The 13,683-nt window shown below is 66.8% G+C and carries 11 protein-coding genes; 9 read left to right on the top strand and 2 right to left on the bottom strand.

What is annotated here, in order from left to right; translation table 11 throughout:
- Positions 1 to 37 precede the first annotated feature (37 nt).
- The 3 genes from ACIBH2_RS31090 to ACIBH2_RS31080 all read left to right on the top strand — a co-directional run bounded on the left by ACIBH2_RS31090 (position 38) and on the right by ACIBH2_RS31080 (position 3,931).
- Positions 38 to 1,402, top strand: coding sequence for a S1 family peptidase (locus ACIBH2_RS31090; protein ID WP_397123947.1), 1,365 nt, complete (start codon positions 38 to 40; stop codon positions 1,400 to 1,402).
- Positions 1,403 to 1,555: 153 nt separating this feature from the next.
- A complete protein-coding gene (locus ACIBH2_RS31085) occupies positions 1,556 to 2,878 on the top strand; it encodes a S1 family peptidase (RefSeq protein WP_397123945.1) in 1,323 nt (440 codons plus the stop codon).
- A 213-nt stretch (positions 2,879 to 3,091) separates the two neighbouring features.
- Positions 3,092 to 3,931 carry an NRDE family protein gene (locus ACIBH2_RS31080; protein ID WP_397123943.1) on the top strand — a complete coding sequence of 280 codons (840 nt, stop codon included), beginning with the start codon at positions 3,092 to 3,094 and terminating at the stop codon, positions 3,929 to 3,931.
- Between the two features lie 127 nt (positions 3,932 to 4,058).
- On the opposite strand, the gene ACIBH2_RS31075 is transcribed toward ACIBH2_RS31080, so the two are convergent.
- Entirely contained in the window at positions 4,059 to 4,787 is a 729-nt protein-coding gene (locus ACIBH2_RS31075) for a hypothetical protein (protein WP_397123941.1), read from the bottom strand.
- A 384-nt stretch (positions 4,788 to 5,171) separates the two neighbouring features.
- Here ACIBH2_RS31075 and ACIBH2_RS31070 point away from each other — a divergent pair, with 384 nt between their 5' ends.
- The 6 genes from ACIBH2_RS31070 to ACIBH2_RS31045 all read left to right on the top strand — a co-directional run bounded on the left by ACIBH2_RS31070 (position 5,172) and on the right by ACIBH2_RS31045 (position 12,905).
- A complete protein-coding gene (locus tag ACIBH2_RS31070; RefSeq protein WP_397123939.1) occupies positions 5,172 to 8,342 on the top strand; it encodes a (Fe-S)-binding protein in 3,171 nt (1,056 codons plus the stop codon).
- A 240-nt stretch (positions 8,343 to 8,582) separates the two neighbouring features.
- A complete protein-coding gene (locus ACIBH2_RS31065; protein WP_397123937.1) occupies positions 8,583 to 9,380 on the top strand; it encodes a lytic polysaccharide monooxygenase in 798 nt (265 codons plus the stop codon).
- Positions 9,381 to 9,516: 136 nt separating this feature from the next.
- Positions 9,517 to 10,434, top strand: coding sequence for a hypothetical protein (locus ACIBH2_RS31060; RefSeq protein WP_397123935.1), 918 nt, complete (start codon positions 9,517 to 9,519; stop codon positions 10,432 to 10,434).
- A 44-nt stretch (positions 10,435 to 10,478) separates the two neighbouring features.
- A complete protein-coding gene (locus ACIBH2_RS31055; protein ID WP_397123933.1) occupies positions 10,479 to 11,240 on the top strand; it encodes a copper homeostasis protein CutC in 762 nt (253 codons plus the stop codon).
- A 268-nt stretch (positions 11,241 to 11,508) separates the two neighbouring features.
- The gene (locus ACIBH2_RS31050) at positions 11,509 to 12,351 is read left to right on the top strand and encodes a lytic polysaccharide monooxygenase (RefSeq protein ID WP_397123931.1); all 843 of its coding nucleotides are present in this window, start codon (positions 11,509 to 11,511) and stop codon (positions 12,349 to 12,351) included.
- A gap of 110 nt (positions 12,352 to 12,461) precedes the next feature.
- Complete coding sequence (locus ACIBH2_RS31045; protein WP_397123929.1) at positions 12,462 to 12,905, top strand: DUF4189 domain-containing protein; 444 nt, start codon at positions 12,462 to 12,464, stop codon at positions 12,903 to 12,905.
- Between the two features lie 73 nt (positions 12,906 to 12,978).
- Here ACIBH2_RS31045 and ACIBH2_RS31040 read toward each other — a convergent pair whose 3' ends face one another.
- Positions 12,979 to 13,428 (bottom strand): hypothetical protein, encoded by a 450-nt coding sequence (locus tag ACIBH2_RS31040; RefSeq protein WP_397123927.1) that lies wholly within the window; start codon positions 13,426 to 13,428, stop codon positions 12,979 to 12,981.
- Positions 13,429 to 13,683 lie beyond the last annotated feature (255 nt).

The raw sequence follows: 13,683 nt of genomic DNA, 5'->3' as shown, positions 1-13,683 counted from the left end.
CGGGATTCGGTCTGCTGGTGCACTACGAAGGGACTCCATGCGCAAGTCTTTGGCGCGCCGCGCCGCGGTTCGAGCAGCTACCGTCGCATTCGCCTCGACCGTTTTAGTAGGTCCCTTGTTCACCGCGGCCCCGGCCCTCGCCGACGAGGCCGCGCCCGCGCAGCTGGCCGCCGATCAGCTGCCGCCCGAACTCGTCCAGGCCATCGCCCGCGATCTGAAGATGACGGCGGCCGAATACCTGGACCGCTCGGCGCGCGCGCAGGAATTGCGCGACTACGCACACGATTTCCGCTCCGAGCGGCCCGAGGAGTTCGCGGGCGCGTGGCTGGGCGAGGACGGCAAGCCGATCGTCGCGGTCACCTCGCTCGACGCCGCGCGCATCGCCTCCGAGGACGGCTACCAGACCCGACTGGCCCCGGTGAGCGCCAACAATCTGGAAATCGCGCTGACCCAGGTGAATTCGTGGATCGCGGAGCTGCCGGTCGATCTGTCGCAGGCGATCAACAATGTCGCCATCGACTTCCTCAACAGCCAGCTGGTGCTCTCGGTGGCCAATACCCCGGCCGGACATCTGCTGAATCTGCCCACGCTCATCGCCAATATCAAGGTGATCCTCTCGCCCGGCGGCGGTGGCCCGGTGGAGCGGCGGCCGATGGGCGGCGACACCTACATCAGCGCCCCCACCTCGCTGGCGGACTCCTCGCTGCAGAACGTCGACGTGTGCTCCTTCGGCTTCAATGCCGTGGACGCCAATGACAATGCCCTGAATATCAGTGCCGGACACTGCAATCCGAATCTCGGCAAGGGTGACGAGCAGGCCGGGGTCTATCTGCCGAACGTGCGCGATCTGGCGGGCAGCCCGCAGGTCGGCACCTTCGTGAACTCGCAGCTGGGCGGCCGCAGCGGTCTGGACTACTCGATCATCAAGCTGAACGAGGCCGCGGTGCGCGGCGGTATGGATCAGCCGTCGGTGCGCGCCTCCAACGGCACCACCCTCACGGTGACCGGCGTGGCGGACCCGATCATCGGCGCGCCGGTCTGCAAGTCGGGCCAATCCTCCACCTTCACTTGCGGTTTCGTGGTGGCCGACCGGGTGGAGACCCAGCTCTACACCGCCGAGGGCCAGTCCAAGACGGTGCGCGGCTTCGCCAGCAGCGCCTGCACCCTGGGCGGTGACTCGGGCGGCGCGATCGTGAGCGGCACCCTCGCCCTGGGTATCACCAGTGGTTCGAACGCCGCCGACGCGCCGAACTGCAACGAGGCCAATTCCGCGCTCGCGCAGTACGGTGGAACCGCCTCGCTGGGAATTCCGATTCGGGCCATCCTGTCCGATATCGACGCGAATTCCGGTGGCGGTCTGGGCAGTGGAATTCAGGTGCGCAGCCGTCCGAATGTGGGATGAGTGGCACTCGCACGCCACCGAGGGTGATGTCGCACGTGGATGCGTGCGACACGCTGATCTTGCACTCGACACGCCGTCCGTTAGCCTGCTGAATACCGAAACGTCACTCGGCAATAAGTAGGCATAACGGGCCCGACACCATATAGTCGGCTCATGCTCCTGCCACGTATGCGTTTTTCGCCTGCGGTCGGACGACCGCGCGCCCTTGTCCGCACCGCAGCGATCGCGGCCGCAGCGCTGCTCGCCGTCGGACCGATGGCAGCGACTTCGCAGGCACAGCCCGCCCCCGATCTGCCGCAGGAACTGATCAACGCCATCCAGCGCGATCTGAAGATCTCCCCGCAGGACTACCTGAACCGCGCCGACCTGGCTCAGCAGATCGCGGCCTTCGCCACCACCGCCCAGCGGCAGTACCCGCAGGTCTTCGCGGGCTCCTGGCTGAACGAGGCCGGTAAGGGCGTGGTCGCGCTGGCCAAGGGCGAGGGTTTCGACGCCGCCCGCCAGGCCGCCCAGGACGCGGGCTTCGAGGTCAAGGACGTGGCCAAGAGCGAGGCCGTGCTGCGCGGTGAGAAGAACGCCTTCCAGCGCTGGTTGGACGAGCAGCCGGAATCGGTCTCGAAGTTCGTGCGCGGCGTGGTCATCGACACGGTCAACAATTCGATCGCGGTGCGTGCGGACAAGTCCGATCTGCCGATGCCCAGCTTCGTCGATCCGGCCCGCGTCATCGTGATGACCCCGCCCGCCGGTGGCGAGCAGGCCGATATCCAGCGCGCGGGCGAGATCGCCGGTGCCAATGGCGGTCCGCTGGCCGCGGGCGACGGCTACGCCTCGGTGGCGGGCCGGATGTCGCTGCGCTGCTCGCTCGGCTTCAACGGCGTCGACCACGCGGGCAACACCGTGAATATCACCGCGGGACACTGCAATCCGAACATTCCGGCCACCGGCGGCGCGAATTCACCCGGCGTGTACGAGATGATCGGCGAGAAGGTCGGCACCCAGCTGGGTTCGTTCCAGAAGTCGGTGCTGGGCAACCAGGACTACTCCATCGTGTCGATCAACGACAATGTGCGGGATCGCTTCCAGAACAACCTGGTTCGCGTGCCGAACGCGGCTCCGGTCGCCATCACCGGCGTGGCCACCCCGGTGGTCGGCGCCCCGGTCTGCAAGTCCGGTTCGCGGACCGGCTTCAGCTGCGGCGTGGTGAACGCGGTCGATCAGGTCGTGCAGGTCGGCGAGCGCCAGCTCACCCAGTCGTTCTCGGCGAACATCTGCGCCCTGCCCGGTGATTCCGGCGGCCCGATCATCACCGGCACCCAGGCCCTGGGCATCTCCAGCGCCTCGTCGGTCGCCGACTACCCGATCTGCGAGATCCCCAACCTCATCGGCCTGCTGACGGGCAACACCCCGCAGCTGTTCGCCCAGCCGGTCAGCGTGGTGCTCTCCGACAACCCGGGTCTGCGCGTCAACGGCAACTGATTCAAGGTCGTTCGGAAAGGCCGGTAGCGCTGTCGCTACCGGCCTTTCGGCGTCTCCGGGTACCTTCGGGCACCCCTGGCGCGGGTTTCGGCGGGTGCGGCCCGGAATCCGCCAGCCCGGTCGGCCTTGTGGCAGCGATCTGGCGGCGGGCGGACACCGATGGGGTCATCGGAGTCGTATGCCGGAAATGCGCGGGTGCGGCATTCTGGGGGTATGTGTTTGGTGCTGGTCGGGTGGCGGGCTCATCCGGAATATCGGCTCATCGTGGCGGCCAATCGGGATGAGTTGTACACGCGGCCAACCGAATCGCTGCGCGAATGGCCGGAGGTGCCCGGCCTGTTGGCGGGCCGCGATCTGGGGGCCGGAAACGCCATACCGGGCACCTGGCTCGGATTCGCCCACCCGGCACACCGATTCGCCACGGTGACCAATGTCCGCGGGCCCGGTGAGGATCGCGCCGATGCCCGCTCCCGCGGCGCGCTCATGATGGACTATCTGCGCGGCGAGGCGGAGCCGGAGAAATTCGTCCGCAAGACCGCCGCCGAGCCCGACGACTACAACGGCTTCAATATCGTGGTCTCCGATCTGGAAACCCTGTGGTGGCACAGCAATCGCAGCGCGCTGGCTCCGCGCGAGCTCGCCCCGGGCTTCCACGGCGTCTCCAATGGCGCGGTGGTGGGCTCCGCCGAACCGGGCAGCCGCGAGATCCGCACCGGCACCGAACACCCGGCGTGGCCGAAGGTGCGCGGCGGCGTCCTGGACCTGCGCGCGGTGGTCGAGTCCGCGCCCGGCGATATCGAGCGCTATTTCGCGGTCCTCGCCGACCGCACCCGCGCCGCCGACGCCGAACTGCCCAGCACCGGGCTGGCCACCCGTCACGAGCGCACCGCCTCGGCTCGTTTCATCCCCAGCTATATCCACGGCACCCGGTGCAGCACGGTTTTGTTGGTGCGTGCGGACGGCTCGTTCGAGATGGCCGAGCGCACCTTCGGCCGCCTCGGCCGCCGCAAGGGCACCGAACGCTTCCGCGGTCATGTGGAGCTCCCGGCCTGAGTGTCGCAAAACACAGTCGGCGCAAGCGTTTTCGGGCGTGTCGGCCGAGGCGAACGGGCATACCCACCCCTAAACCACGAGCGGCCCGCCCCCAATGTCAGGGCGGGCCGCTACGAGGCTGCGGAAATCAGTTGCCTTGCTGCTGCTGCGCCTTGATGGCCTCATCGGTCCACTTGGTGGTGCCGGGAGCGGCCTGCAGCGTGTTCACCAGGTCGATACCGGCCGCCAGCAGCACGGGGCTGCCGAAGGCGATGGTGCCCAGGATGCCGCCGATGGCGGCGCCGGTGGGCAGGCCGACGATGCAGCCCGCGAGCACGGCGAGCAGGCCGAGCCCGCAGCCGACGATCGCGCCGATGGCGGTACCGACGAAGGTGCCGATACCGACCGCCAGGCCGAACTGGGTGGAGAAGTCGCTCATGGCCCGCTGGTTCTCCTGGGGAGAAGCGATGGGCTTGACGGCGAGTTCGGCATTGGTCGGCTGGAAGCCCTCGGGCTTCTCCGGGGTGATCTCGAGGACCTTGCCGTCCTCCTTCACCACCGGCTTGACCGGCACGTCGACGTCGGTGACGGTGTACTCCAGCGGGAAGGTGTAGAGCGTGCCGCCGGAGATGTCCTTGACGTTGACCAGGGTCTGCTTCGGCTCCTCGGGAGTCGCGCCCTCCTGCTCGGTCAGCTCGAACGTGCCGTTCTTGAGCGAGGCCACCACGGTCTTGTCGACCAGTTTGATGGAGTAGTTGATGCCCTCGTCGGCGTTGACGGGGGCGGCCGGATCCGGATTGGCGTGCGAGACAGTCGTGCCGACCGTCATCGCGCCGATCGCCAGGGCAGCCACCGCAATGGTGCCGCGAAACTTCATTCGGTTATCCAATCGATCATCAGGTATCCGCTGCCGCATCTTCCACGCGAGCTAGCTCACGCTTCCCTCGTGACACTCCGCGCCGAAGGCGAGTGTCAGCGAGAACCTCCCCGAGCAGTGTGAAGATGCGCACAGCATGCAGGACAGCGTGAGCTTAGTCGAACGCCCGGTGATATGCGAGATCCGTTTCATCCGGCCGCACTTGATGATTCGGAGTTAGCCAACCCTTGGTTGGGCTTCTGATTTGCCGGGATTTACAGTGCGGGAAAGCTCTGGACAGTTAAGTTACCGGCGGGTAACTTACTGTTCGTTAAGATACGTGCATCTCGGGGTTGATAACAGCCCATCCCCGCGCAAGGCCGTAGCCCGAAGAAAGGTCACGACATGAATGCCCTGACAGTGACGCTGGGCGCGATTGGGGCGACGCTCAGTCTTTTATGTTGGGCGTCGTTCGTCGGCGGCGTGGCGTACATCGCCCGCACCGTCATGGTCGGACAGTCCGCGCCGGATCGGTGGCGACCGTTCTTCCCGCGCTTCAATACGATGCTCGTCGAGTTCCTCGCGCACACGCGGATGAACAAATTCCGCACGGTCGGCTGGGCGCACTGGCTGGTCATGATCGGCTTCCTCGGCGGCATGATCTTGTTCTTCGAGGCGTACGGCCAGACCTTCAACCCCGAATTCCATTGGCCCATCTTCGGAGACTGGGCGATCTACCACCTGTGGGACGAGATCCTCGGCATCGGCACCGTGGTCGGCATCGTCACGCTGATCATCATTCGCCAGCTGAACCACCCGCGAATTCCGGAGCGCCTGTCGCGCTTCAGCGGTTCGAAGTTCGGTCCGGCGTACACGATCGAGGCCATCGTCCTCGTCGAGGGCCTGGGCATGATCCTCGTCAAGGCGGGCAAGATCGCCACCTACGGGCACTCCAACCCGGCCACCGACTTCTTCACCATGCGGGTCGCCGAACTGCTGCCCTCCAGCGCGGTGCTGATCTCCATCTTCGCGTTCGTGAAGCTGATGTCCGGCAGCCTGTTCCTGCTGCTGGTCGGCCGCAATCTGACGTGGGGTGTGGCGTGGCACCGGTTCGCCGCGTTCCCCAACATCTACTTCAAGCGTGAGAACGACGGCGGCGTCGCGCTGGGCGCGCTCAAGCCGATGATGTCGCAGGGCAAGCCGATCGATATGGAGACGGCCGACCCGGACAACGACACCTTCGGCGTCGGCAAATTCGAGGACCTGTCCTGGAAGGACATTCTCGACGTCACCACCTGTACCGAATGCGGCCGCTGCCAGTCGCAGTGCCCCGCCTGGAACACCGGTAAGCCGCTGTCGCCGAAGCTGCTGATCATGTCGCTGCGCGACCACGGCTACGCCAAGGCCCCGTACCTGCTGGCCGGTGGCCGCAAGGATATGGGCGGCGACGAGATCGGCCTGGTGGATGCCGAGGGCAAGCCGAACGAGGCCGCGCTGGCGAAGATCCCCGACGCCGCGAAGGCCGAGGCGGAGCGTCCGCTGGTCGGCGGCGAGGACGTCAACGGCATCATCGACCCCGAGGTGCTGTGGTCGTGCACCACCTGTGGCGCGTGCGTCGAGCAGTGCCCGGTGGATATCGAGCACGTCGACCACATCATCGATATGCGCCGCTACCAGGTGCTCATCGAATCGGAGTTCCCCTCCGAGCTGGCCGGTCTGTTCAAGAACCTGGAGAACAAGGGCAACCCCTGGGGCCAGAACGCCAAGGACCGTCTCAACTGGATCAACGAGATGGACTTCGACATTCCGGTCTTCGGCCAGGATGCCGAGAGCTTCGACGGCTACGAGTACCTGTTCTGGGTCGGCTGCGCCGGTGCCTACGAGGACCGAGCCAAGAAGACCACCAAGGCCGTGGCGGAGCTGCTCGCCACCGCGGGCGTGAAGTTCATGGTGCTCGGCCAGGAGGAGACCTGCACCGGCGACTCGGCGCGCCGCGCGGGCAACGAATTCCTGTTCCAGCAGCTGGCCATGCAGAACATCGAGGTGCTGAACTCGGTGTTCGAGGGCGTCGAGCAGTCCAAGAAGAAGATCGTCGTCACCTGCGCGCACTGCTTCAACGCGCTCAACAACGAGTACCCGCAGGTGGGTGGCACCTACGAGGTCGTGCACCACACGCAGCTGCTCAACCGCCTGGTGCGGTCCAAGCAGCTCATCCCGGTGTCGCCGGTCGCGCAGAACGTGACCTACCACGACCCCTGCTACCTGGGCCGCCACAACAAGATCTACAACGCGCCGCGTGAACTCATGGAGGCCTCGGGCTCGACCCTGGTCGAAATGCCGCGCCACGGTGAGCGTTCCATGTGCTGTGGCGCCGGTGGTGCCCGCATGTGGATGGAGGAGCAGCTCGGCAAGCGCATCAATATCGATCGCGTGGACGAGGCGCTCGACACGCTCTCCGGCGGCAACGAGCCGTCCATGATCGCCACCGGCTGCCCGTTCTGCCGCGTCATGCTCACCGACGGCGTGACCGCCCGCAAGGACGGCGGCGAGGTCGGCCAGGGCGTCGAGGTGGTGGATGTCGCGCAGCTGATGCTGCAGGCCATCGACCGCGTCGAGCCCGCCACGCTCAGTGCGAACCTGAAGGTGGTGCAGGAGCCGAAGAAGGCCGCGCCGGAACCGGTTTCGGAGCCCGAGCCCGCCGCCGCCGCGACGGCCGAGCCCGAGGCACCGGCCGCGCCGAAGGCCGCTCCGGCCGCTGGCAAGGGCCTGGGAATGAAGGGTCCGGCGAAGGCTCCGGGTGGCAAGGGCCTCGCCATGAAGGGCGGGCTCAAGGCTCCCGGTGCGAAGGCCGAGACCGCCGCTCCGGCAGCGGCTTCGGCCGCCGAGGAGGCCGCGGCTCCGGCACCCGCCAAGGGCCTCGCCATGAAGGGCCCGGCCAAGGCTCCCGGCGGCAAGGGTCTCGCCATGAAGGGCGCCGCCAAGGCTCCCGGCGCGAAGGCTCCGGCCGAGTCCGCCGCTCCCGCCGAGGCTTCCGCCGCCGCGGAGACCACCGAGGCGTCGTCGGCTCCGGCCAAGCCCGTCAAGGGTCTGGCCATGAAGGGTCCAGCGAAGGCTCCCGGTAAGGGTTTGGCCATGAAGGGCGCCGCCAAGGCCCCGGGTGCCAAGCCCGCCGCACCGGCCGCGGAGTCCGCTCCGGCGACCGACACCGCCTCGACCGAAACCGCCGCCGCACAGCCCGCTTCGGCGGCACCGGCGGAGGCCACCGAGGTCAAGCCGTCCGTCGCGCCCAAGGGTCTGGCCATGAAGTCCGGCCTCAAGCGGCCCGGCCCGAAGGCTCCGGGCGCCAAGCCCGCGGCGGCTCCGGCCGCCGAAGCGCCTGCGGCACCGGCTGATTCGGCCCCGGCCGAAGCTCGGGCCGAGAAGGCTCCGGCCGAATCGGCTCCGGCGTCCGAGCCCACCTCGGCCCCCGCCGAACCGGCGGCGACCGAGGGCAACGGCACCCCGAAGCCCCCGACCGCCAAGCCCGGCGGACTCGGCTTCAAGGGCGGCGCGAAGGCCCCCGGCCGCAAGAGCTGACCGCTCGCTGACAGTGAGCCCGGACCCCCCGAGGGGTCCGGGCTCATTGCTTTTCCTGTCCGAAATTTGCTGGCCAGCAAACATTTTCGGCCCACAGCGGACCCTTGACTGAACTGTTGCTGAGTCATATCTTTTAGAGCACGATTTTGCTTCAAAGTGGTCTAGATCAACATTCCGGATCGGTCACGGACAGCAGGCGGGCCCCCCGCTGCCCATTCGTTCTCTCACAAGGAGTTTCGCGTGTTCGGTAGCAGAGTGCTGTCCACAATCGGTGTCGCGGTGGGGATTTCGCCCATCGTGATGGTGACCGTGCCCGCCGGTACGGCCAACGCACACGGGTATGTCTCGTCCCCCGCGAGCAGACAGGCACAGTGCGCACAGGGCGTGATCGACTGCGGGGACATCGAATACGAGCCGCAGAGCGTGGAGGGACCCAAGGGCCTACGCAGCTGTAGCGCGAATATCTCGCGGTTCGCGGAGCTGGACGATGACGCCAAGCCATGGCAGGTGCATTCGGTCGGGCGCACGGTCTCGTTCTCCTGGAAGCTGACCGCCCAGCATCGAACCGCCAACTGGGAGTACTACATCGGCGGCACCCGGGTCGGCTTGGTGGAGGGCGGCAACGAGATTCCGCCGCAATCCTTCTCGCACTCCGTCGATCTCGGCGACTTCACCGGACGGCAGAAACTGCTGGCCGTCTGGAATATCGGCGATACCGCCATGGCCTTCTATTCCTGTATCGACCTGGACATCGGCGGCGGCTCGCCCACCACGAAACCCCCTGCCCCGACCACCACTAATCCACCCGGCACTACGCGGCCGCCGGTCACCACCGCACCGACAACCACCCCCTCGCACTCCCATCCCCCCACGTCCACCCACCGGCCGGACAACGGCAGCTGGCAACAGGGCGCGACCTACTCCGTCGGAGATGTTGTCTCCCACAACGGAACTCGCTATCGGTGCCTGCAAGCCCACACCGTGCACGACCCGAACTGGACGCCCCCGAATACTCCGGCGCTCTGGCAGCGCCTGTAACCGCCGCGACAGGCGACGCGGAAGCGCCGGGAGAGGTGGTGCCGTCATCCGGCGGCGCCACCGCGGGCGCGTCGTAACGCCGCCGACCAAGCGAGCGCTAACGGTGTAGCCACTCCCCAGACCTCCGGGACATGTGATGACCACTGTGTACTCCGCACCGCGAGTGACCGATGACCACCGCCGCGAACTGCTCTACCACGGCGCGGTCTGCGTCTACCCCGCCACTGACGCCTCGCTCGCGCTGACCGAGTTCGCGCGGGAACTCATCGCCGAGGCATTCGGACCGCTCGACCCGCAGACCGCCCAACACGAACTGCCGGTGCGGCGCATGGTCGAGATCCTCGCCGCGCTGAAACCGCGCTTCATCCATCACGAGCGTTCCAAGCAGCTCGTCGCGGCGGTCATGAAATCCCATGGCTGCGACGAGAATACGTACTTCGACGTGCCGCGCCTGCGCACCTCGACCTCGGACGGCTACTTGACCACCGGTATCGCCTACGCCTTCCACGCCCACCGCGACACCTGGTACTCGGCACCGTTCTGCCAGATCAACTGGTGGCTACCCATCTTCCCGGTGACCGAGCGCAATGCCATGTGCTTCCACCCGCGCTATGTCGATCGGCCGGTGCGCAACTCCTCCGACCGCTACGACTACGACGAGTGGAATCGCACCTCCCGCTTCGAGGCCGCCAGCCATATCGGCACCGATACCCGGGTGCAGCCGCGCATCGTGGACGAGGCGGCCGATCTCGAGCCGACCGTGACCGTCCTGCCCGAGCAGGGCGGCCTGATGATGTTCTCCGGCAATCAATTGCACTCGTCGCTGCCCAACGACTCCGGCGTCACCCGTTTCTCCATCGACTTCCGCACCGTGCACCTGGGTGATGTGACCGCGGTGCGCGGCGCGCGCAATCTGGATTCCGCGTGCACGGGTACCAATCTGCGCGACTTCCTGCACCCGTCCACGCTCGCGCCGATCCCCGACGACGTGGCGTCGAACTACCAGCGCGCCGTCGGCGCAGTGCCTCCGACCAGCGAACACGCGGTCCGCTAACTGGCAGCAAGCGAACCTGTCCGGGCTGGTCAATACTGGTAGACATGGCGCAGGCGCAAGCGGTTCGGGTCGAGATCGGTGTCGAGACGCTCGGGGGCGTCGGGATCGCGGACGCCGCCGGGGCCGATCGCATCGAATTGTGTACCGGACTGCTGCTGGGCGGACTCACCCCGAGCACGGCGCTGGTGGCCCAGTCGCTGGAGCTCGCGTCGCGGACCAAGGTGCAGGTCCTGATCCGCCCGCGCCCGGGCGACTTTCGCTACTCCCCCGCCGAAGTGGCGCTCATGCGCGCCGATATCGGCCAAGTCCGCAGGCTCGGCGCGGCGGGTGTGGTGTTCGGCGTGCTGGACGAGGAGGGTCAGGTCGATACCGCCGCCATGGCCACACTCATGGAGGCCGCGGGCGATATGGAGGTCACCTTCCACCGCGCCTTCGACGTCTGCGCCGAGCCGTACCGCGCCTTCGAACAGATCATGGAATTGGGCTGTGCCCGCCTGCTCACCTCCGGTCGCCAGCCCTCGGTCATCGACGGCGCGGCGCTGATCGGGAAGTTGGTGACGCGCGCCGGGGGCGCCATCGACGTGATGGCGTGCGGCGGCCTGCGCGCCGACAACGCCGCGGAGATTCTGGAGCGCACGGGTGTGCTCGATGTGCACGCGGCGCCCCGGATCGCGGTGCCCGGGTTGATCGTCGAGGGCTCGGAGGTGTCCTTCGCCGAACCCGGCGTGCCCCAGGACTTCGATCACTTCGAAGCCGATGCCGCGGGTATCACGGCTCTGTGCGAGGCGGTGGCCCGCCAGGGCTGACCATGTTGCCGAATGTCCGCTGAGCGGGCTGACGCATACGAGACAGGCTGTCCCGCAACGGCCTAGCGTCCAGGTATCTCCCGGTCAAAGCCCTCTTCGAGGCATCCAGCAACCGTTTACTCGTAGATTCGCACTATTGACCCACCCATATTTCACACTTATGGTCTGGAACACACTTTTATCGAAAAGTGACCTAGTTGGTATTGCGGATCCGAAGCGGGACAGCACGTCGACCTCTGTTCGTCCCCGAACACGCAAGGGAGAACACGTGGTACGCAGAAGTCTGTCCGTCCTCGGCGCCGCGGCGGGTATCAGCCCGTTGCTCATCGCCATCCTGCCCGCGGCCACCGCCAGCGCACACGGCTACGTCGACAGTCCGGCCAGCCGCCAGGCCCAGTGCGCCCAGGGCACCGTGTCCTGCGGCTCCATTTCCTATGAGCCGCAGAGCGTGGAAGGAGCCAAGGGGCAGCGCAACTGCCACGGAGGCAACAGCGATTACGCCGAGCTGAGCGACGACTCCAAGCCGTGGCAGGTCCAGAATGTCGGCAGCACAGCGTCTTTCACCTGGAAGTTCACCGCCAACCACCGTACCGAGAACTGGGAGTACTACATCGGTGACACCCGGGTGGGTCTGGTGGAGGGCAACAACGAGCAGCCCGCCCAATCCGTCACGCACACCATCGATCTGAGCAAGTTCAGTGGGAAGCAGAAACTGCTCGCCATCTGGAATATCGGCGACACCACCAATGCCTTCTACTCGTGCGTGGACCTGAATATCGGTGGCGGTGGCGAAACGCCCACCACCACACCGGCTCCCACGACAACGGCTCCGCCGACGACCACGGCACCGCCCACGACCACTCAGCCGCCGAGCACGTCGCAGCCCCCGGCCACCACCACCGCGCCGACCACGACGCACGAGCATCCCACCACCACCGCGCCGCCGACCTCCGGCGCACCGGCCAGCGACACCTGGCAGGTGAACGCGGAGTACGAGATCGGCGACGTGGTGACCTACGAGGGCGCGCGCTACCGCTGCCTGCAGGCCCACCAGGTGCACGATCCGAACTGGACCCCGGACGCGACTCCGGCACTGTGGCAACGCCTCTGAGCTGACCGGCCGCGGACCGGACGAAACGGCCCCATCGGAACATTTGGACAATCGACCCGATCTCCATTTAGATCAGGCTCGAAACATCGTGTCTTTCAAGGGAGAACCACATGTCCCGGTGGGGCAGGGCCGCCTTCGGCCTGCTGGCATTGATCGCGACGGTTTCGTCGCTCATGGGGGCGGGGGTCGCCAGCGCCCAACCGGACGCCGACGGATCGCTCTACGGCGCACTCGCTATTTCGGTCGACGGTAGCGGCGCGGATATCGGATCCGGTTTCAATTACCCGGATTTCGACAGCGCGGATGCGCGCGCACTCGCGGAATGCGCCACCTCGGGCAAATCGAATTGCGCGATCATCGTGCGATTCGCCAACGGCTGTGGCGCCATCGCCGAAAAGGACGGCCGCTATGTCGGGCGCGCGGGAGCCACCCGACACGAGGCGGAACAGGCCGCCATCGCCGCCTTCGGCGCGGTGTCCCCGCTCGCCTTCGGCAGCTCGCAGCCCGAGCAGGCCACCCTGGTCACCTCGGAGTGCACCGAAAACGCTTCCTGAACAACACCATCCGGGTCCGCCCCGTCGACTGCCAGAAAGGGGCGGACCCGAACAGGTCGCGAGGTCGGCTGCGTTAATCCTCGCTTCCCGTCCCCACCGCCAGAGCTGTCGTGATGATCATCGACAGGGGTGGGAGTTTGGTGTCGCGACTCGGCGGCGCCACCCAGTGACAGCCCTCGCGCGTCCACTGCCCCAACCCCGTGGGCAACATGACGGCGGAACCTATGGGCGGAATGCCTATATCGAGACGATTGAGAACTTCGAGTATTTGATCCCCTGGGCGGGAATCGGGTTCGACCAGAAAACTCCACCGAATCTGCCGTGCCAGCATGGGCCCGGCCTGGCCGTCCTGTTCCAATGCGGCACGGACCTTTTCGGCACGCCGCACCGGCAGATGCACCACACCCACCTTTCCGGTGACGGGAAGCATGACGAACCCGCCGCGTTCGCTGACGGGGAGCCCGAACTCGTGGCGGTAGAACGCCACCCAGTCCCCGACGGTCCTCAGCCTGTCCGCATTCACCCCGAACTCCTTGCCTCCGCCTCCAGGGTGGCTCCCGCGCGGGCGCTGTGAATACGCCCGCACGCCCTCCTTACGCTGCCTTTCCGCCGCCACTGCTCGCGGTGCGGAGAACGGCTGGTACCAGGTCGGTTTCGCTTGTGGCCGATGTCACCTCCGCACTCGTACCCTGGACAATGGAGTTCGTTCGGAAGGGATGGACGTCGTGGTCCGGCAGTGGTCAGGAAAAGAGGCCCGCGCCCTCCGCGATGCCAAGCG

The sequence above is a fragment of the Nocardia sp. NPDC050406 genome, assembly GCF_044459025.1.
GTDB lineage: Bacteria > Actinomycetota > Actinomycetes > Mycobacteriales > Mycobacteriaceae > Nocardia.
The sequence above is the reverse complement of the archived record's forward strand: the minus strand, read 5'-3'. Positions and strand labels throughout refer to the sequence as shown.

Bases quoted from the DNA above. Each gene is read 5' to 3' on its own strand.
- ACIBH2_RS31080 (WP_397123943.1), top strand. From the start codon at position 3,092: ATGTGTTTGGTGCTGGTCGGGTGGCGGGCTCATCCGGAATATCGGCTC.
- ACIBH2_RS31085 (WP_397123945.1), top strand. From the start codon at position 1,556: ATGCTCCTGCCACGTATGCGTTTTTCGCCTGCGGTCGGACGACCGCGC.
- ACIBH2_RS31090 (WP_397123947.1), top strand. From the start codon at position 38: ATGCGCAAGTCTTTGGCGCGCCGCGCCGCGGTTCGAGCAGCTACCGTC.
- ACIBH2_RS31045 (WP_397123929.1), top strand. From the start codon at position 12,462: ATGTCCCGGTGGGGCAGGGCCGCCTTCGGCCTGCTGGCATTGATCGCG.
- ACIBH2_RS31055 (WP_397123933.1), top strand. From the start codon at position 10,479: ATGGCGCAGGCGCAAGCGGTTCGGGTCGAGATCGGTGTCGAGACGCTC.
- ACIBH2_RS31060 (WP_397123935.1), top strand. From the start codon at position 9,517: ATGACCACTGTGTACTCCGCACCGCGAGTGACCGATGACCACCGCCGC.
- ACIBH2_RS31070 (WP_397123939.1), top strand. From the start codon at position 5,172: ATGAATGCCCTGACAGTGACGCTGGGCGCGATTGGGGCGACGCTCAGT.
- ACIBH2_RS31075 (WP_397123941.1), bottom strand. From the start codon at position 4,787: ATGAAGTTTCGCGGCACCATTGCGGTGGCTGCCCTGGCGATCGGCGCG.